This is a genomic window from Aeromonas sp. XH, from assembly GCF_033348475.1.
GTDB lineage: Bacteria > Pseudomonadota > Gammaproteobacteria > Enterobacterales > Aeromonadaceae > Aeromonas > Aeromonas sanarellii.
On the sequence record NZ_CP137630.1, the window covers coordinates 2165335 to 2183525 of the forward strand.

Annotated in this window: 20 protein-coding genes; 6 read left to right on the top strand and 14 right to left on the bottom strand. The window is 57.5% G+C overall.

All coding sequences use genetic code 11. The annotated features are described in order from the left end of the window. The first annotated feature begins 56 nt into the window (after nucleotides 1-56). Nucleotides 57-314: a RepB family protein gene (locus tag R2B70_RS10075; protein ID WP_042076293.1), complete on the top strand. Its 258-nt coding sequence runs from the start codon at nucleotides 57-59 to the stop codon at nucleotides 312-314. A gap of 211 nt (nucleotides 315-525) precedes the next feature. Here R2B70_RS10075 and rsmF read toward each other — a convergent pair whose 3' ends face one another. The 4 genes from rsmF to R2B70_RS10095 all read right to left on the bottom strand — a co-directional run bounded on the left by rsmF (nucleotide 526) and on the right by R2B70_RS10095 (nucleotide 5934). Further along, entirely contained in the window at nucleotides 526-1956 is a 1431-nt protein-coding gene (rsmF, locus tag R2B70_RS10080) for a 16S rRNA (cytosine(1407)-C(5))-methyltransferase RsmF (protein WP_318163342.1), read from the bottom strand. 142 nt (nucleotides 1957-2098) lie between these two features. Then, the gene (locus tag R2B70_RS10085) at nucleotides 2099-4651 is read right to left on the bottom strand and encodes an MlaD family protein (RefSeq protein WP_318163306.1); all 2553 of its coding nucleotides are present in this window, start codon (nucleotides 4649-4651) and stop codon (nucleotides 2099-2101) included. Between the two features lie 52 nt (nucleotides 4652-4703). Next, complete coding sequence (locus R2B70_RS10090) at nucleotides 4704-5312, bottom strand: paraquat-inducible protein A (RefSeq protein WP_318161369.1); 609 nt, start codon at nucleotides 5310-5312, stop codon at nucleotides 4704-4706. Continuing rightward, nucleotides 5290-5934 (bottom strand): paraquat-inducible protein A, encoded by a 645-nt coding sequence (locus R2B70_RS10095; protein WP_209792353.1) that lies wholly within the window; start codon nucleotides 5932-5934, stop codon nucleotides 5290-5292. Before R2B70_RS10095 ends, R2B70_RS10090 begins: the two co-directional genes overlap by 23 nt. Before the next feature lie 253 nt (nucleotides 5935-6187). On the opposite strand from R2B70_RS10095, the gene R2B70_RS10100 reads away from it, so the two are divergent. The 3 genes from R2B70_RS10100 (at nucleotide 6188) to R2B70_RS10110 (ending at nucleotide 8630) form a co-directional block, all read left to right on the top strand. Next, the gene (locus R2B70_RS10100; protein WP_318161370.1) at nucleotides 6188-6493 is read left to right on the top strand and encodes a YebG family protein; all 306 of its coding nucleotides are present in this window, start codon (nucleotides 6188-6190) and stop codon (nucleotides 6491-6493) included. Nucleotides 6494-6782: 289 nt separating this feature from the next. Then, on the top strand, nucleotides 6783-8060 hold the full coding sequence (locus R2B70_RS10105) for a site-specific integrase (RefSeq protein ID WP_318161371.1): 1278 nt from the start codon (nucleotides 6783-6785) through the stop codon (nucleotides 8058-8060). 219 nt (nucleotides 8061-8279) lie between these two features. Continuing rightward, nucleotides 8280-8630: a DUF3653 domain-containing protein gene (locus R2B70_RS10110; RefSeq protein ID WP_318161372.1), complete on the top strand. Its 351-nt coding sequence runs from the start codon at nucleotides 8280-8282 to the stop codon at nucleotides 8628-8630. Nucleotides 8631-8657: 27 nt separating this feature from the next. Here R2B70_RS10110 and R2B70_RS10115 read toward each other — a convergent pair whose 3' ends face one another. From R2B70_RS10115 to R2B70_RS10160, 10 genes are all read right to left on the bottom strand, one after another. Continuing rightward, nucleotides 8658-9086 (bottom strand): hypothetical protein, encoded by a 429-nt coding sequence (locus tag R2B70_RS10115; protein WP_318161373.1) that lies wholly within the window; start codon nucleotides 9084-9086, stop codon nucleotides 8658-8660. A 53-nt stretch (nucleotides 9087-9139) separates the two neighbouring features. Next, nucleotides 9140-9493, bottom strand: coding sequence for a hypothetical protein (locus tag R2B70_RS10120; RefSeq protein ID WP_318161374.1), 354 nt, complete (start codon nucleotides 9491-9493; stop codon nucleotides 9140-9142). A gap of 298 nt (nucleotides 9494-9791) precedes the next feature. Further along, a complete protein-coding gene (locus tag R2B70_RS10125) occupies nucleotides 9792-10031 on the bottom strand; it encodes a hypothetical protein (RefSeq protein WP_318161375.1) in 240 nt (79 codons plus the stop codon). An 81-nt stretch (nucleotides 10032-10112) separates the two neighbouring features. Next, on the bottom strand, nucleotides 10113-11315 hold the full coding sequence (locus R2B70_RS10130) for a zonular occludens toxin family protein (protein ID WP_318161376.1): 1203 nt from the start codon (nucleotides 11313-11315) through the stop codon (nucleotides 10113-10115). 3 nt (nucleotides 11316-11318) lie between these two features. After that, nucleotides 11319-11633: a DUF2523 family protein gene (locus R2B70_RS10135; protein ID WP_042076275.1), complete on the bottom strand. Its 315-nt coding sequence runs from the start codon at nucleotides 11631-11633 to the stop codon at nucleotides 11319-11321. A 3-nt stretch (nucleotides 11634-11636) separates the two neighbouring features. Next, complete coding sequence (locus R2B70_RS10140) at nucleotides 11637-12824, bottom strand: hypothetical protein (RefSeq protein ID WP_318161377.1); 1188 nt, start codon at nucleotides 12822-12824, stop codon at nucleotides 11637-11639. 191 nt (nucleotides 12825-13015) lie between these two features. Next, complete coding sequence (locus tag R2B70_RS10145) at nucleotides 13016-13228, bottom strand: hypothetical protein (protein ID WP_042076273.1); 213 nt, start codon at nucleotides 13226-13228, stop codon at nucleotides 13016-13018. Between the two features lie 300 nt (nucleotides 13229-13528). Beyond that, nucleotides 13529-13849, bottom strand: coding sequence for a hypothetical protein (locus R2B70_RS10150; protein WP_223949935.1), 321 nt, complete (start codon nucleotides 13847-13849; stop codon nucleotides 13529-13531). 27 nt (nucleotides 13850-13876) lie between these two features. Beyond that, complete coding sequence (locus R2B70_RS10155; protein WP_318161378.1) at nucleotides 13877-15346, bottom strand: replication initiation factor domain-containing protein; 1470 nt, start codon at nucleotides 15344-15346, stop codon at nucleotides 13877-13879. Beyond that, nucleotides 15333-15584, bottom strand: coding sequence for a hypothetical protein (locus R2B70_RS10160; protein ID WP_318161379.1), 252 nt, complete (start codon nucleotides 15582-15584; stop codon nucleotides 15333-15335). Before R2B70_RS10160 ends, R2B70_RS10155 begins: the two co-directional genes overlap by 14 nt. Between R2B70_RS10160 and R2B70_RS10165 the strand changes: the two genes are divergently transcribed. Both R2B70_RS10165 and R2B70_RS10170 read left to right on the top strand, forming a co-directional pair. Further along, nucleotides 15583-16071, top strand: coding sequence for a helix-turn-helix domain-containing protein (locus R2B70_RS10165; protein WP_318161380.1), 489 nt, complete (start codon nucleotides 15583-15585; stop codon nucleotides 16069-16071). The genes R2B70_RS10160 and R2B70_RS10165 overlap by 2 nt on opposite strands. An 80-nt stretch (nucleotides 16072-16151) precedes the next feature. Continuing rightward, nucleotides 16152-18128: a Lon protease family protein gene (locus R2B70_RS10170; RefSeq protein ID WP_042076261.1), complete on the top strand. Its 1977-nt coding sequence runs from the start codon at nucleotides 16152-16154 to the stop codon at nucleotides 18126-18128. Nucleotides 18129-18191 lie beyond the last annotated feature (63 nt).

Genomic DNA, 18191 nt, shown 5'->3' on the forward strand with positions numbered 1-18191 from the left:
GTACAGGAAGGCGTGAGAGATAACGTGTCGAGTTTATCCAATTCAGCAAGGACATAATGAGCCAGGAAATCAAAAGCGCCGGGGCACAAGACAATGCCGAACGGCAGCGCCAGCATGTGAAGCGCAAGCAGGAGACCCATAGCCGGCTGCAATGCTGGATAAGCAATCGTCACGCCGAACGGTTGCAGGAGCTGGGTCTCCATCTGGAGGACAGCCAGGCTTCCCTCATCGAGCAGGCGATCGATCTGCTCTACCAGCACGAACTGGTCACCCGGGTGCGCGCCGAGCATTCGCCGGTGGAGGCCCTGGAGTAGGACAGAGACGGAGCATAAAAAAAGCCAGGTACGAATTCCTTGTACCTGGCATAGGGGAATTGGCTCCTTGCAGAGCCGTGCGCTAACTGGTATGCGGATAGCCTTAAGCTTAGACAAGGCTAGGGGCATTTCAAGAACCGGGTAAAAGTTCAACCAGAGTGTGGGTTTTTCAGACTCGAACAGGCGCCATTTTCACTCCTGGGTGCCGGCCTCACTCATTGAACAGGTTGTTGTCCCGTACCAGCTCACGGGGTAGGGCATTCTTGATGCGGCTCCCCACCCATTTCCCCATGCCGAGCGGGTGCCCCTGATAGCGGACGATCACCTCGCCGCTCCCCGCATCCTGCTCGGGCCAGACATCCCGGCCCATCATGAACTCCCGCGCATTGGCGGCATCGAGCTCGACGCATCCCCGTGTGGCCAGCGTGCCGTAGGCCAGCGCCCATTCATGGGTCAGTCGATACCCTTTCTTGAAGGTTTCCGCCAACTTGATGCCGATGCGATCGAAGCGCAGCTTGCCCTGTACCTGCTCGAAGGCTCGGGGGAAGAGCCAGATCTCATCGTTGCGCCCAAACAGCCGGCCACTGGGGGCGATGCCGAAGCTCGCCGCTATCTCCCGCAGCATGGGGTCGGCCTCTTTCTCAGGCAGAGGAGAGAAGGGGAACTTGCCGAGCTTGCCCGGCTTGAACATGGTGTTGGGCACCGAGTGGTGCTTGCGCAGCCTGGCGACGAAGAAGCCCTCGCTGTCGAAAATCTGGGGCCAGACGTGCAGGAATCCCTCCGGGGTACAGGCCTTCTCTGCATCGGGGAAGAGGTCGGCCAGGGAGTCAACGCTCAGGGCATCGCCGAACTTCTCCTGCAGCGACTGACAGACGGCCTGATTCTCCTGCAGGCTAAGGGTACAGGTGGAGTAGACCAGCACGCCGCCGGGTTTGAGGGCGTGGAAGGCGCTCTCCAGCAGACCCCGCTGCACCGCCGCTATCTCCTCGATGCTCTCGAGGCTCCAGTTGCGCAGGGCGTCTTCATCCTTGCGCACCGTCCCCTCGCCGGAGCAGGGGGCGTCGAGCAGAATGGCGTCGAAGGTTTCCGGCAGCCACTGGCCAAAGACCTTGGCATCGAAATGGGTCATGCCGACATTGGTCACGCCACAACGCTGGAGATTCGCGCTCAGCACTTTCAGCCTGCTGCTGGAAAACTCGTTGGCGATCAGCATGCCCTGGTTCTCCATCAGCGCCGCGATCTGGGTGGTCTTGGAGCCGGGAGCGGCCGCCGCATCCAGCAGCATGCCATCGTGCTTGAGCCGATCGCTGGCGAAGAGCGCCGTCACCGGCAGCATGGAGCTCGCCTCCTGGATGTAGAAGAGGCCGCACAGGTGCTCGGCGGTGTTGCCAAGGGGGACGCTTTCATCGCTGCGAGTGAGCCAGAAGCCGGTGTCGCACCAGGGCACGGGATCCAGCTGCCAGCCCAGTGGCGCTATGCGGGCGATAAAGTCGGACACGGAGATCTTGAGGGTGTTGACCCGGATGCTGCGCCGCAGCGGTCGCCGACAACTCGCCACAAAGTCCTCCATGGAGAGGTGGGGCGGCATGAAGGCCGCAATGTGGCGTAGGAAGTGATCGGGGAGGTAGGTGTTGTCGTGCACGGCGCAATCTCGCTGACCCAAAATGAGGGGCGACATCTTACCACAGCACCGGCCTGTTCTTCAGGCGCCTTTGCTCTGGCCACAGGAGGCCAATCAATAAAAAAACCGGCGCAGGGCCGGTTTTTGACGAATGTGGGATGGCTCAGGGCAGGATGCGGGGGCTCCACGCCAGCCACTCCTTCTCGGCCTTGGCATGAAGCGGATAACGATGGCCGGCCTTGACGGTGGCGCCCATCTCCCGCTCCGGGGTATTGAAGGCGATGCCGCCGGCCAGCAGGCTCTGCACTGTCTCCACCTCTATGGTGCCGCCGGTCAGGCCGATGTCTGCCTTGACGCCGGAGACGTTCCAGAAGCGACTGTTGGCGCGCACCAGGTGGGCATAATTCCCGTCGACGTTCACGTCGATCAGCACCTCGCTGCCATCCCGGGCCAGGGTCACGCCGGTGACGCTGCCCACCACCATCTTGCGAAACAGCAGGGGGCTGCCGACGCCGATGCCATCGACGGAGGGGCTCTTGAGGGTCAGCGCCAGGCCGACGGGGCCGCTCTGGTGCAGGGGGAAGCGCTCCTTGCCCGCCCCCTGACCGGGGCTCGCTTCCACGAAGGCGCCCTTGATCAGGGTGTCGAGATGGGCGACCCCGCCGAGCCCGACCTTGGCCTGCACCAGGGTATAGCGCGCCCCGGACTGCAGGAAACGGGCGGCATATTGCTGATCCAGCTCGGCCTTGAAACGAACCTGTCCGAGGGAGGGATCCAGTTCGACCTGCTCCACCTTGCCGATGTCTACCCCCCGATAGCGGATGGGGCTGCCCACCCCGAGACCCGGGTTGTGATCGGCGGTCAGGGTGAGGGTACGCACCTGGGTACCGGCCTGCTCCTTGCTGTCAAAGAGCTGATGGCTGCTGCGACCGGTGCCGAGCCTGTCGAACTCGATTGCGCCGCGCAGCAGGGTGGCGAGGTTCCCCATCTTGACCTGCACCCCATCGAGCCGGATCTTGCCGTCGATGGCGGCCTTCTTCCAGAACTGGGGCTGCTGCCTGAGCAGGGGCGCATAGACGGCATCGATCTCCAGGGTGATCGCCACGCCGCTGCCCTCGGCCTTCAGCGCCTTGACCTTGCCCGCCTCCAGCCCCAGGTAGAGGACAGGGGAGCCAACGCCTATTCCATCGGCCTGCTCGGCGCGCAGCACCCAGCGTTCTGGCTTGGCGTGGCGGCTGCCCAGCAGGGCCAGCTCCTGGCTGGGGTAGAGGCGATCGATTCGCTCGCCCTCCGGTGCCTGCACCAGCTTGATCCCGCCCCCCAGCCAGGCACTCGCCGGGCTGGTTTCCACCTTGACGCCGCTCAGATCTGCCTCGACCTGCAAGGGGGAGGCGCGATAGAAGCGAGCCCGCTGCAGCAGGTGGCGATACCGCTCGTTCACCAGCAGATCGACGCTGGCATTGCCACCGGCGTCCAGGGTCAGCGCCCCCAGCTGGCCTATCTGCAGACCCTTGAACCAGAGCGGTGCCCCCTCGGTCAATCCCGCGAGGTCATCCGCCTGCAGGGTCAGCGGGATGCCGCCGCGCTGGGCCTGGCTCTCCAGCGTCATGGTGCTGACCCGCTCGCCCGCCGCATAGTCGAGGCGGATGGCGGGCCCGGCCAGCAGGCGATCCGCATGCTTGAGCCCGGACGGGGAGAGGGAGACCGTCTCCCAGACGAGGCGGCTCTTGCCGGTCATCCGAAACGCCTGCTCGGGGTTGATCAGCGCCGTGACGACCCGGCCTTGCTCGGTGAGTCGAATGGGGTCGACCCGACCAATCTCTATCCCTTCATAGAGAATGGGCATGCCCTCCATGATGGGCAGATCGCCCGCCTGGATGGTGATGCGCTCGCCCCTGGCCGCCTCGGCCAGCCCCTTGTAGAGCACGAAGTTGAGCCCCTTCTCGGCTACCGGAGAAGCCTTGGGAGAATCGAAGGCGATGCCGCCGCTCAGGATGGAGGTGAGGCTGCCGGCCTCCACGCTGACGCCCGCCAGACTGAAGGAACCCTTGATGCCGCTGATGTTCCAGAAGCGGCTGTCCACCTTGACTAGATGCTCGAAGCGCGGCTCTATCACCAGATCCAGGATCACGTGCTGGTTCTCTTCCCCGAGGCGGGTGTTGATGACGCTGCCCACCTCCAGGCCCCGGAAGTAGATCTTGGCTCCGATGCCGACCGACCCCAGCGAGTCGGCCGTCAGGTGCAGGGTGCGCCCCTGGGCCTGATAGCCGGGGGGAGGGCCGTCCAGGGCGTCGAATTCATCTTCCAGCGGGTTGTTCTCCCGCCCGGGCTGAAGGTTGATGTAGTTGCCGGACACCAGGGTATCCAGGCCAGAGATCTCGGTGAGCGACGCCTTGGGGCTCACCAGCCAGAAGTCGGACCCCTTGCGAATGAGTGGGCGGGCGCGGCTGTCGACCTTGGCCAGCACGGCGATCTTGCGACCATCCTGCGCCAGCTCCAGCTCCTGGACCACGCCGATGGCCACCCCCTGATAGCGCAGCTGGGTCTTGCCCGGCAAGATGCCGTTGCCCTGGGCAAAGTTGATGCGGATCAGCTGGCCACTGCTCGCCCACTGCTGATAGATGAAGCCTCCCGCCAGCAAGAGGGCGATGAAGGGCAACAGCCAGACCGGGGATAACCAGCGATGTTTCTTAATGACGGGTTCAGCCCCGATCATACCGACTCCTTACATTGGCCGTGATGGCACGGCACATCCGAGACAAAAGAGATTAACGGGCCGCCTTGTCCCACAACAGGCGGGTATCGAGCATCCGGGCCGACATCATGGTGAGCACCACCACGCCGGCGAAGGCCGTCGCCCCAGGGCCTGCACGCACGTTGAGCAGCACACCGCGATCCACCAGGGCCACCATCAGGGAGATGACGAACAGATCCAGCATGGACCAGCGCCCGATGAAATCGATGATGCGGTACATGATGAGCTGGCGCTTGCGCCGCACCGGCTTGCTGCGCTGCAACTGCCAGCAGATCCAGCCAAGGCCCAGGATCTTGCCGATGGGGACTATGATGCTCGCGGTCAGCACTATGGTGGCGATGCCGGACATCTTGCTGCGATAGAGCGCCATGATACCGCTGAAAATGGTATCGGACTGCAATAATCCCTTGTTGTAGAAGTGGGTGATGGGCAGCAGGTTGGCCGGCAGCAGCATGAAGGTAGCCAGCGCCAGCAGGCCCCACGACCAGGCAAGCGAATGGGGGATGCGCATCTGCAAGGAGGTGTGACAGCGCGGGCAGCTCATGGCGCTCTGGTAACGCACCAGCAAGCCGCAGGTATGGCAGCGGCAAAGCCCCAGTTCACGGGCGCTGGTCGGGTGCATGTTCCGGCTCCAGGGAGGCTGGTTGCAGCGGTATCCGCTCCCAGTAGGGGGCGGGATCGAACAGGATCAAGAGCGTCATGTTGAGCAGCATCAGGCAGCCGAGGCTCAGCAGACCGCCTCCCAGACGCACGTCGGCGATGTCGATCAGTTTGAACAGGGCGACCAGCAGGCTGACGATGTAGACCTCCAGCATGGCCCAGTGCCGGAATACCTCGACCGACTTCAGCGTTGGCGCCAGCAAGTGCCAGCGCTTGGCCAGACCGGAGGCGAGGGCAAAAATTCCGAGCAACAGCCCCGTCGGCGCCAGCACGGCGCACCAGAGAACCAGACTCGCCACCCAGACTTCGCTCTCTGCAAACAGCATGAGTATGCCCTTGACCAGGTTGGCATCGGAGTTGACCCCGGCCAGACGCAGATAGATCAGGGGCTCAAAAAAGGCGGAGGGCAACAACAGGAAACCCGTGATGGTGAGCGCCATCAGCTGGGAAGGGCGAAAGGCATAGCGCCCGTAGAGGTGCTGGTGACAGCGGGGGCAATGGGCGTGACGGCGCAGCGGCAGCAACTTGCGTTCGATCAGCAAGTCACAGGCCGGACAGACGATCACGGAGTGCGGATCCGACATACGATTCAACCTGTTGAAGGAATTGATAAAATTTACCCTAAAACGCCTCCGCTGTCTTGCCGTACCACCGACTTGTCGCCAAGAAAGGCCTTCTGCCTGCGCAAAAGGCTGAAGAATGGGCGACAGGCGAGGGGGAGTGTCAACGCAACTCGCTCAGCGTCACTGGGCTGGGTTGCGCGTCCTCCGTATCCTGATTTGCAATACTGTATATCCATACATATACTCATGTGCACTATCAGAGGAGGACGCCGCTATGGCCGTTGAAATCAAGTATGTTGTGGTCCGTGGGGGAGTGGAGAAGATGACCTTTGCCAGCAAGAAAGAGGCCGATGCCTATGACAAGCTGCTGGATACCGCCGACGAACTGATGACGCTGCTGGCAGGTGCCCCTATCGCGCTGGCACCAGAGCAACAGGAGAGCCTGGCCTTTTACCTAGCCGAGCAGCGGGATCAGCTGCAGAACGTGCTGCGCGGGGGCAAAGGGCAGGGAAGTGCCCCCAGGGAAGAGAAGGCGGATGCCGAGCCGCCGAAGGGCAAGGCCCTCAAGAGCGTGGCCTGACACGAACGAACGGGCAGGGGGCTGCGAGAAAACGGCGGCCCTCTGAATATGCACTTAAAAAGCAATTCAAGTCATTTTAAATGGTATTTACCCCGAGAATTTTCCAACCAAGCTGCATATTCATTGAATAATCCTGGTATTCGTCATGATGGGGGCCACACCGGGATCTCCAGGTCATCGACCTCAAGACAACCGGCAGGCCCTGATGCCGATAACCCTATTTATCGGCATCAGGGTTCAGTGGCGCCCACCCAGACTCATTCAAACAAACGACACCACAAGTACCACCATGACAGATCCCTCACTGCCACCCGCCATGCCGCTGTTCGATGGCGTCAATCATCTGGAGGCCGGCAACCCTCAGGTCAACCAGTACCTGGCCACCCTGAGCCTTGGCACTGTCCCCGATGCGGGCCTCGTCTACGAGCTGGCCGTCGACTGGCTGCTGGAGCAGCGCCATAGCGAAAACAATTACAAGACCTACCGCAGCGAGCTGACCACCTTCCTGCACTGGTGCTTCTGCGAGGTGGCCATCAGCCCGAAAGACCTCACCAGGCGCATCATGATGCGCTATCTCGACTATTGTCAGGCACCGCCATCCGAGCTTATTGCCTATCGCAACGTCGCCCAGTTCGTATTCGACAAGGAGTGGGGGGAGAGGCTGCCCAATCCCCAGTGGCGTCCGTTTCTGGGCAAACGTGAGCTCGGCCGGGAACTGCCGTATCGTCTGAGCGAACAGGCGATGAAAACCAAGCTCGCCATCCTGTCCGCCTTCTTCCAGTTTCTCATTCAGGAGGAGTACATGGACCGCAATCCGGCGCTCCTGCTGCAACGGGTGAAGCGACCGGACAGCCAGGATACGGGCGAAGAGGCCCAATCCTTCACCGAACTGCAGTGGTCCTATGTGATGCAGGCCGCCGAACAGCTGGCAACCGAATGTCCGGCTCAGCATGAGCGCAGCCGGTTTCTCATCTGCCTGATGTACGCCTGTTATCTGCGGATCTCCGAGGTGGCGGCCAGACCCGGCTTCAGTCCCGTCATGAGCCAGTTTCGCCGCGACAGCAAGACCGGGGTCTGGGGCTATGACATACCCCGCAGCAAAGGCGGCAAACGCCGCACCGTGGCCGTCTCCCAGGCCTTGCTGGAGGCGTTGGCACGTTATCGCACCTTTCTTGGGCTCTCGCCGCTGCCAACCCCGGGCGAACAGACGCCGCTGTTCGTACGCCACAAGGCGGCCGCCCATGGCCGGGAGCAAGGCGAGCTCAATGCCAATCTCGGGATCCGCCAACTGCGCGACTTGGTGATGGCGGTATTCGAGCAAGCGGCCAGCCTAGCCGAGCAGGATGGCTTTGCCCAGGATGCCGCCGAGATGCGCACCCTGACGCCGCATTCCATCCGCCATACCGGCATCACCCACGACATCAATCTGCATGGCCGGCCTCTGTCCCACGTGCAAGCCGACGCCGGACACGACAGCATAGACACCACCTCCAAATATCTGCACACCGGCAACAGCGAACGCCACGAGAGCGCCAGTCGCAAACCGCTGGACAGGCTGAAAGAGTAGAGGTCGTGAGCGGTGAGAGATAACAGATGACAAGTCACGAATACCTGTTCATCAAGATCAAGACACGACAAAAGTCATACTGAGGTGGCGAACCATCGCCCGTTGGTTTCCCTGAAATCCATTAACCGCGTATAATGTCGCGTTTGGTTAAATGCCCATCTGAAACCTGCCGATAAGCCAGCCCACGCAATTTTGCTGGTTTATCAGGTATTTACTTGGATGGAACGAGAGTTGACCAAAAACTTCATTTTTCGTTGGTTTGAATGCGGTTTATCGGAAGAGGAGACGGCAAATCTATGTTTCGTTTCTGTGAGACAGGTCACATATTGGGATAAGGGTAAAGAGATCCCACCTGTCTATAAACGGCTTATGCGTATGGCATCAGGGCGGGAGCTGCCCACGATTTTCAAGGCCTGGGAAGGCTGGCGTATGAAGAATGACTGTCTGATCGCACCTAATGGTGTGATGTTCGACAAGAGGAGGATCGAGGCGCTGGCCATCATCCAGGCGGAAATGTCAGAGAAGCAGAGGGAAGCCTTCTACTGGCGGAAGAAGCTAGGCATCAACTAGACAGGAGAGGGGGCGGAAGCCCCCTTTTTACACAGGGATACGAAGAAGCGGTAACTGAATACCCCATCTAGCAGCAAGCCAATAGATAAACATGATTGCACCACCGATAGTCAGCGTGGTAAGGCCTCGAAAAACCAAGCCTCTGAAATGAACCTTTAACTCATTCCAGTCTGAATTTTTCTTTATATCTACAGCATATTTATACAGCCTCTCTTGCTCTGTATATTCACGGATCAAAGAGTGGTACATACGCATAGGGTACATCTGGCCATTAAGGCCACTCTTTGCGTCCTCCAATGTCTCCCCTGCTGCCCCCCTTTTGTGGAAATCCTCCAACAAGAGGTCAAGCTTCTCTTTAAAACTCAGCTGCGAATCTGATCTGGACATGTAGAGCTTGGAAAGCCTTTCAGCAATCGTCTTCGTCGTGTGGTGTTGCTCGGTTGTATCTTGACCCATTGTGCACCCATCTTCTGTTGCATAGTCCTAGTGTAACAATTCCCCCCGTATTACTACACGGGGGGGGTCGCCTTCTGCTTTTCATGAGCCACAAGCTTGCCCGAAAACCACACTAAAAAAACATGACAAACAATGAGCACTGTCGGCATAAAAGATAATGCAGGCGGGATATTAAAGGTATTTATATAAGCTACAACTTTCTTATATGATTCGATAGGTAGGCCTAAGTCAGAAATACCATGATGTATCATATTTACAGAAAGAGTCCAAACACCAAAAACAGAAGTAATAATAAAAAGCAATGCATATAACTTGCTAGATTCTTGGATATATAATTCTGGCTTGCTCCAAGCCAACGCAAACAACGCTGGTATCAGCACACCATAAAGATTATTTAGCTCAAACATAACGCTCTCTCCTTAGTCGTTTCAACAAATTCTGCCCCAGAAGAGAAGCTATAATCAACTAATTCTGAGAAACCCATCCCATTTGCTTAGACCCTATTCAAAGCAGCATGGTTTAGACATGAATATTGCGCTGAGGCGTTTACTTCTCTCAGAGTCGGAAAGCCTCAAAAGCCGGTTTAGCAGGGAAGGGGAGGGTTACAGCCACACAGAGGCACTCCAAAGAAGTTTCGGCGAGCCTACCACCTTCCCGACAATGGGCCTCAGTGTGTCGCCTTATAGGGGCTCACGCCCCTGGGGTTCAGTGACCAGCCTTGAGGCGAGCAGCAGCAGCGCGAGCACGGCGTTTAGCGCGGCAGTGGTGTTGCCACTTAGCCTCCAGCTCCATGAGGTGGCCTCCAAAGAGCCAGAGCAGGGAAGGCAGTGAGAACAGCACCACCAGGGCGAAGCAGGCCCAACGGGCCTCGGTGGAATAGTCGGGATTGCTCCCAATCGTGATCAGAATGGCAATATCAATGCAAACCACAACGATCCCAAGCACATCGACTCCTTTTAACAGCCTTATTTAACATAAGAAACCGCGTTACGCAGTGACCATTTTTATACCCGGACACCGATATTGTTATGTCCGGTCATCGACTGGCTCAGTTGCGCTATCCCGGCCCGCGAAGAGGGCAGCATTGACCCGTTTACGCAGCGCATCCCCGTCAGGGTCGCAGTACACATCCACGGGTTGCCCCTGGTACTGGATCACCGCATGGCAGGCCGTCATCGGCTTCAAGTCCACGAAGAACTGCGGCCACTCCTCGGCATAGATGGCTTGTTCGTCATCACCTTTGCGCAGGGCAAAGCAATACTCGACGTTGTAGACGTCCCGGCTGTTTTTGGTCAGCACATGGCAGTTGATGATCAGGCGATAGCCCGCAAAGGGCCCTACAGCAAAGACGCCATCAGCAGACGCAGCAGGAGCGCCACCAGGACGTACATCAGCAGTGGGCGAAGCACCCACCGCCCCAGGAGTCGAAGCAGCGGCAGGAGAGGGCGCAGGGGCCTTAGCAGGCGCGTCAATATACTCAGGCTTGATGAAGCCAAAATATAAACAGAGTCCCCAAACCGCCAGAATAAAGAGAACTTTAGGATCTCGTAATACCGAGCTGCCTGCGATTGTATCCGAGACTTTACCGGTTGTAGTCGAGTCATAAAGCTTGAAAACATATTTCGGCACCTTGTTGAATGGCTTGGCTTGCAGCACGTCAGATAAAGAGGTGCCGGAGTTATCGGAGAGGTGAAGCACGGTCTTATAACGGCCACCAATCCCCAATATCGCCATATTGGTATGGCGGATTGCGGTTTCTGCAGCAGCCCGGATTACCTGGTGCACCTTTTTAATGTTCGGGGTGGTTAATACGAAATCCCAGTTGTGGTGACGGTGCATATCAAAAGCCACGTCGATAGTTTCCGGTCGGCCATCTTCCTTGGCCTTATCCGGCCCACCAGGATAATCGAGTCTATCCAGGTCACTCTGGCGCCAGGCTGGCGGAAATATCCGCTGCACCTCATCGACCAGGAAGAATGCCCCCTTGGGTGCCCAGTGGTAGAACCGAGCCAGATGATCACGCCCCTCCTGGGATTCGGTCTCAACATAGAGCACCTCAAAGCCGTCTGGCACATCCTTACCCAGCACCTCGCGGCAGCGCTCCACCGAGAAGCCCCGCACGTTGGTAATGATGTAGCGACCCGCCTTGATGGCCGGGATCACATCGGTATGAATGGCACCGGAGGACTTATAAGAACCAGGGGCGCCGTGATGGATTTTGATGGACATGGCTCACCACCCGAATATGTTAAGCAGGAAACGGGTAACAAATGCCTGGGTGATGATGGACAGGCCCTTGTCAAAGTGCAGATAGAGCAATATCTCCCGTACCGAATCCGGCAAGTTATTAAAGGACTGCGAAATCAAGTCGCTGAATTGCAGGTTAATCAGGATTTCCCTGGCAACATCCCAGGAGAAGGCCAGCATGAACAGCTTGAACTCGACCCATTCAATCGCCAGTTTCACCGTTATCCAGGCCGTTACCTGGACAGCAAGATTATATATATCGTTGAATAACCCGCTAAACAAATCACCTAGCCACTCCATGATTTACCTCTTTGCCACCATCATTAAGGCGATAAAATAGAAAATAAACATCATGACTGCCGCCAGCAGCTCCCAATAAGCGCCCACATCAGGACAAATAGAATACGACTTGCCAGCGAATGAATACATATCAAAACACTTGGGCACCGAGGCCGAGCCGGAGAATTGGAATCTAAATATTTCGGCAATTTCATCTTTAATCGCCTTGTATTTATCTTTTAACTCCGTTTTCTTGTCATCATACTGTTTATTGATTTTTCCCAGGTTAAACGCGCAATTATCACCATCCTGGCACAGTGTGGATTCATATTTTGATTCGGCCACGTGCAATGGATTATCCGCTGCCCCTGGCATTTTTGAATAGTCTATGCCCGCATTACCCTCGCCATCGGAACCTTGACCATTTTTCATCATATCTTTAATAGCCGCCAAATCACCGGCCATCTGTCCCTGAAAACCCACCTGCTGCTTTTCAAAATATTCTGTCATGCCCTTTAATTGAGCGACATCAGTGGATAAAGACGACATGCCATAATTAATGGAACTTAGCGCACCAGGAGTACCGCCCCACCAACCCATGGCGGTTTGCATCATGCTTTTAATTGCCGCCGTATCACCCGACGAAGAACCACCACTTTCACCAGAACCAGCCAAGTGCCCACAATTATTATTAAACGGATTGGTCACGCAATTTGTTAAACGCAGCAATGAATCTTCACTTCGGCTAAGAGTCTGCCAAATAGCAAGTTGAGTCTTGCCTGATTCCTCGGCATTATTACTTTGAATCGTCAAGGCATCGGTAACTTTCGTCAGGTCACGGCTAAAAGTTTTGAATGTGGCGAGTGATTCCTCACCTTGCCCATATAATTTAATAGCAGTCCAACGCAAATCCTCATCAATTTGCTTTAAAGCCGCCGTCGCAGCCTCTTGATATTGACCGCCAACACCAATAGGGCTTATTTGGTTTTTAAAGGGGTAATAATATGGCGCACCACCCGTATCACCGCCGCCCGTATCACCACCACCTGGATCACCACCACCTAGCTCGCATTCCCCGCCCGTCGTCTCCATTGGCCCCTTGGTGCCGTTAGCCGGAAACTCGACGCACACGCCCTTGCAGTCCACCGCACAGCCGCCCAGGGTGGATGACTCCCATTTGACGCAATAGGGCAGCGCGGTGCTGATTGGCACGTTGGATAACTGGATACCTGCCGGACAGCTCGCGAGAGCCCCTAGCGGCCACAGGAACAGCAGATAAAGGACTCTCACACGACCCCCAATAAAAAAGGCGACCGAGGCCGCCTTGTGTCATATCGAAAACGATGATCTGTAGCCTTCCACAAAGAACAGGAACCACAGCGTCCCGATAAGCAAAGACATGCTTAGGCTTTGCGCATCAGGCCGATCAGGATGGTGACGGCGACGACCGAAGCCACGACCATCATCACCTTCGGCGACGTCATGTTCACGTCAGTTTGCGCCTGATCCAGAGCAGCCCCCGCAGCGGCAGCAGCACCACCACCTTCAGCATTCGCACCCATGGCGACCAGGGAACCCACCAGAGCGATGGAACCATTACGGATATAATTTTGCATACTCGTTTATCCTCTTTTTGCACCTACGATTAATCGGGCAATTGCGCCCACTTTTAAACCCAAAGCCCATATAACGATGCCAGAGCTAAAGGCTATTCCTACAACCGCTATATCGAACTGAAACCAGTTGGATATATCGGTGAGTTTGGTGTGCTCCTGGACAGTCAGGAGCAAGTATTGACATGAATCCCCCTCTGCAAGGCGGGTATATCCCTCAGAGGTAATATCGAGACAAAGCATGATTGCGCCCTCGTCGTCGGTCGCTGCGCGCCCTCGCTCCTCCTCCTCGTTGCGCGCCGATTACAGCGGTTTTTTGGTGGGCTGGAAACCGACGACCACGTTACGGGTCGGATTCTGGGGATCGGCTTCCAGGACGAGATCCACGGCCACCAATTTAGGGCAATCGGCCAGCTCTTTGATGGTGGCGGCGTCATTACGCAGGGCCAATTGGCGAACCTCATAACCCCAGGAGGTGATATTGCACTCCGGCTTGTTGACGTTATTTGCCAGTGCCAGGTATTCCACCTGGGCAAAGTCATAAGGCACCGGAGCGCCAGATTTGCGGGAAACACCATAGCCATGGGTCACGCGAGTGACCAGAACACCGGACAGAATAGACATTGTTATTACCTCGTTGAAGAACCTTGGTTAGGTCGAAAATAGGGGCAGCTCATCCAGGTCAGGAGGGAGCGGCATTCTTAATCGCGCTGGAATATCTGTTTCTTCCAGGTGCGCAGTTAATTGGTTAACAATCTTCTCAGGGGATAGCCCCTCGATGTTTGCTAACCAATTAACAAGGCGACCCGCCATCCTGGACATATTAAAAACGGCGTTATCCCTGGACGTTTTGAACTTGTTTTTAAAGGTGGTCAGGCGCACGGGTTTTATTTCCGCTTGCTGCATTGCCGTCAGCCATTTTTCAAATTGCGGATACATGCCCGCAAAATAGGGATCAGGGTTTACCAGGACGTCCAGCGGAATAATCCGGTCCTTGTTGTGCAACTCGCCTTCGGCGCGTACCCAGTTCGGATACTCTGCCGACTGCATCTGTTTGCCCTTTTCGTATACCCGAGCGCATTTACCGTTGATGCGGCTACCCACGTAGAACGAACAGCCCTTGGTCGGCACCATGCCAAAGCGCTTGGCGATGCCCTTGGACACCTCGGAGATCACGAACTCGCCGGATTCAATCTTCATCCAGGACGGGGCGCGGCCCCGCTGGGGATGGAACTCGCCAGCCTCGGCGCCGGCAATGGCACCCTGGTAGGTGATGTGCTCGCCGCTGTAGTCATCCAGGGCGAGATCCACCCGCGTGATGCGCACGCCAGGAATGTGAGAGATAACAGCATGCAAAGCCTGGAAATCCAGGGCGGCACAACCCACGCCGGAAAAACTCACCATACAGCCATGGTTAGCGGCACCCCAACCAATGAGGCCGCAGGGGAGGCCATCACACAGCAGGTCGGCGGAATTGGCGTAGCCATGCAGACCGGAGCGGCGAGGGCGCATGGTAAAGCGCGGCTCGGGGATGGGCACTCCGATACGCTGATTCAGCTCTTCCAGCCACAGCTCGATCTCGTTGCAGCAGAGGGCATCCAGGAACTGGACGCCGTAGCAGTCGATCAAGTCGTTGTAGGCTTCCCAATACTTGGCGCCCTGGACAACCTCGAACTCGGAGAACTGGAGCAGGGCAGAGCAGACGGCCTTGAGCTCCTGGCGCATGTCAGCCCGGGACTTGTACCCAGAGTGCAGGGCCTGCTCCATCATTTCGGTCATGGACGGCGTGAGCACAGGGGAGGGGGCTTTGACGGCCAAGGGTTTGGGGGCGGCCTTTTCACACAGCCGTTCCGTCACCTTGTCAAAACGGGTGAGGGGAGCGAAGCCCACCGGACGTTTCCACAGGTAGCGCAGACCTTCCACCGCAGGGGCAGCAAACGCCGCCTGGAGCGCCTTGTTGGCAGTGTCAAAGCGCGGGATGGCTTTGAGCAGTGCGCCTTGCTTGGCCAAGTCGGTCATCCGGCGCAGTTCATCCGGTGCCCAGGTAAAGGACAGATAGTCGATCAGGGTGTTGGCGCCGATAACCCTATTTATCGGCATCACGGAGCTATGACCAGTCATCGAAAAACACTCCCTGGTCATAGAAGCCTTGCCAGGTCTCTTCCGTGACCTCGACCAGCTCGAATACGGTGTCGGGGTACGTCATCGTCAGATAGACCCGCAGCTCGTGCAGGTCGCGGAACATCTCCACCTGACCCGCGATGCAGGCGGAGTAATCGCCTGTCGGCTCTGGCTGCCAGTAGACCTTGCGCTCGATGAGCGCGGGCAGATCTTGGTTTTGTGGGCTAGAGTGGGTCATGGTTCATGCAATCAAATGGTTTGTTGATTGCATTCAACCATGTGATGAGTTGAATGGAAACAAGCCGTTTTCCGGCAAAATCGGTATGATGGGCCGATTGTCTAACCACTCAGGAGACAGAAACATGGACTCTAAAGCGCTGCTTCTGGCCTACATGAGGGCCAAAAAGTACAGCCAGTTTCAGGAAGTTGCCGCAGAGCTGGGATTTACCACCTCATACATCTCTGCTGTGAACAAAGGAAAGTCGCAACTCACTGATGCCACTGCAAAAAAAATGGCAGAAGCCGCAGGTCTGGACGTCAGCGAAGTGCTGTTAAGCATGGCGGCAGTCAGGGCCACGGATCCCGAGCTGAAAAAGGCGTGGTACGAGATCCTGGCGAAGTATTCAAAAGGTGCAGGCACGGCGGTAGCCCTTGCGGCGGCTGTGTTTCTGGCACCCCTGAACGGGCCTAACCTAACCGCGCATAATGTATATTATGTTAAATAACATATGCTTGTTTCCTGTTCCCCTCAATTGAACTGTGTATAATGCTGACAATTGATCCTATTCCCGACCGGATGTCTTAAGTGGCTGAATTAACATCAGAACAACTAAAACCCGCTTTCACGATTGAGCAGTTTCCCGCGCTCAGCGAGCTCGACCCCATCCCTTTTGCCGCCCTGCAGCCCAGAGCCATTTCGGGCATCAAGCGGTTGGCCAGTTTTGACGGTGACTGCCCGGTCATGATCCTCAACGGCTTCCCCGGTGCGGATTATGAGAATGTCTGCCAGACCCTGATCGCTACCTCCAATGGCAAGGATGGCGATCTGTTCGATCTCTGTTACACCGAGAACCTGAACAACCCGTTCAAGCCCATCTGGCTCAGGCTGCAACCGGGCTCCGGTTTCGAATTCTGCGAAATGGTCGGTGAATTGCTCAAGCTGATGAGCCATCACCTGGATGCCGAGCGCCTCGTCACCCGGATCATCCGCAAGCAGAACAACGACCCCAAGATCGTGGACTTTCTCTCCGATCTTGCCGCCCATGTGGCCCAGGGGCTCGAGTTCCAGCACCCCGTGCTCATCAACCTGCTCATTCATCATGAAGATCAGCAGGCCCCCGTCATCTATGGTCGCGACTTGAACTGGGACACCCTGTTCGGCTCCATCAACTACCAGACGGAACAAGGCTCGGTCTATGCCAACCAGCATTTGCTGGAGCCGGGGTTGCTGCGGGAAGCCAACGGCGGCTACCTCATCCTGCAACTCGACGAGTTGCTGGATCAGCCCCACCTCTGGTTCAAGCTCAAGAACGCCATGCAAAAAGGCGAGCTGGACTGGAATGCCTATCAGGAAGGCAAGACGCTGACGCCTTTCTTCACCCCGGAGGCGACACCGATCCGGTTCAAGCTGATCCTGGTGGGCGATCGACTGGAGGTGGCCGAGTTCCAGATGCTGGACCGAGACATGGCGGAACGCATCTTCCTGCGCGCCGACCTGGTTTCCGAGGTCAATATCGAAGAGGACTTGCCCGAATTTCTGCAATATCTGGCCTGGCTGCGCGAGCGCTGGGAGTTGCTGGATTTCACCCCAAGCGCCCTTCTCGCCCTCTGTCGCCACGCCAGCCGCCTGTGCGATCATCAGGAGTGGCTCTCCATCGAAGAGGTACAGCTCGGCGCCATCATGCGCATGGCCGACAGCCTGGCCCGCGAGCTGGAAGCAGGCAGCGTGACCGATGAGCACATCATGCTCGCCCTGGAGGAGCAGGATTACCGCCTCAACTACCTGGTGGAACAGTCGGATCAGGGGGTCATCGACGGCCAGATCCTGCTGCAGACCGACGGTGAGGAGGTCGGCCAGATCAACGGCCTCTCCGTCATCCAGGTCGCGGGTCACCCCTACGACTTCGGCGAGCCGGTGCGCCTGACCGCCACCGTTCACCTGGGGGACGGGGACGTGGCGGACATCGAGCGCAAGGCGGAACTCGCCGGACACATCCATGCCAAGGCGATGATGATCATCCACGGCTACCTCTCCAACAAGTTCGGTGCCGAGAACCCCTCCCCCCTCTCGGCCAACCTGGTGTTCGAGCAGTCCTACCACGAGATCGATGGCGACAGCGCCTCCCTGACCGGTCTGTGCGCCCTGCTCTCCGCCCTCGCCCGCCAGCCCATTTACCAGCACTTCGCCGTCACCGGTGCGGTCGATCAGTTTGGCAACGTGCAGGCGGTGGGCGGCGTGAACGAGAAGATCGAAGGCTTCTTCCGGGTGTGCAAGATCCACGGTCTCACCGGCAAGCAAGGTATCTTGCTGCCCGGCACCAACGCCCAGCAGCTCAATCTCTCCGACGAGGTGATCGCCGCCGTCGAGGCTGGCCAGTTCCATATCCATCCGGTGGATCACGTGGAAGAGGCCATCGAACTGCTGACCGGTTGCGTCGCGGGTGAACCCGACATGCCGGATACCCTGTTTGGCCGCATTCAGGAGCGGCTGGACGAGCTCAATGGCACGACCGCCAAGAGCGGCCTGCTGCGGCGCCTGCTCGACCGGCTATTCGGCCATTGAATGAAGTGATCGGAGTTGTTTGGCGAACAACTGTACGCTAAATTGGCCCGGCTTTGACCCATA

Coding starts and splice junctions, on each gene's coding strand:
- R2B70_RS10120 (WP_318161374.1), bottom strand. CDS start 9,493: ATGTTTGAGCTAAATAATCTTTATGGTGTGCTGATACCAGCGTTGTTT.
- R2B70_RS10105 (WP_318161371.1), top strand. CDS start 6,783: ATGACAGATCCCTCACTGCCACCCGCCATGCCGCTGTTCGATGGCGTC.
- R2B70_RS10100 (WP_318161370.1), top strand. CDS start 6,188: ATGGCCGTTGAAATCAAGTATGTTGTGGTCCGTGGGGGAGTGGAGAAG.
- R2B70_RS10115 (WP_318161373.1), bottom strand. CDS start 9,086: ATGGGTCAAGATACAACCGAGCAACACCACACGACGAAGACGATTGCT.
- R2B70_RS10160 (WP_318161379.1), bottom strand. CDS start 15,584: ATGACCCACTCTAGCCCACAAAACCAAGATCTGCCCGCGCTCATCGAG.
- R2B70_RS10145 (WP_042076273.1), bottom strand. CDS start 13,228: ATGCAAAATTATATCCGTAATGGTTCCATCGCTCTGGTGGGTTCCCTG.
- R2B70_RS10165 (WP_318161380.1), top strand. CDS start 15,583: ATGGTTCATGCAATCAAATGGTTTGTTGATTGCATTCAACCATGTGAT.
- R2B70_RS10090 (WP_318161369.1), bottom strand. CDS start 5,312: ATGCACCCGACCAGCGCCCGTGAACTGGGGCTTTGCCGCTGCCATACC.
- R2B70_RS10155 (WP_318161378.1), bottom strand. CDS start 15,346: ATGACTGGTCATAGCTCCGTGATGCCGATAAATAGGGTTATCGGCGCC.
- R2B70_RS10095 (WP_209792353.1), bottom strand. CDS start 5,934: ATGTCGGATCCGCACTCCGTGATCGTCTGTCCGGCCTGTGACTTGCTG.
- R2B70_RS10135 (WP_042076275.1), bottom strand. CDS start 11,633: ATGGAGTGGCTAGGTGATTTGTTTAGCGGGTTATTCAACGATATATAT.
- R2B70_RS10130 (WP_318161376.1), bottom strand. CDS start 11,315: ATGTCCATCAAAATCCATCACGGCGCCCCTGGTTCTTATAAGTCCTCC.
- R2B70_RS10110 (WP_318161372.1), top strand. CDS start 8,280: ATGGAACGAGAGTTGACCAAAAACTTCATTTTTCGTTGGTTTGAATGC.
- R2B70_RS10085 (WP_318163306.1), bottom strand. CDS start 4,651: ATGATCGGGGCTGAACCCGTCATTAAGAAACATCGCTGGTTATCCCCG.
- R2B70_RS10150 (WP_223949935.1), bottom strand. CDS start 13,849: ATGTCTATTCTGTCCGGTGTTCTGGTCACTCGCGTGACCCATGGCTAT.
- R2B70_RS10075 (WP_042076293.1), top strand. CDS start 57: ATGAGCCAGGAAATCAAAAGCGCCGGGGCACAAGACAATGCCGAACGG.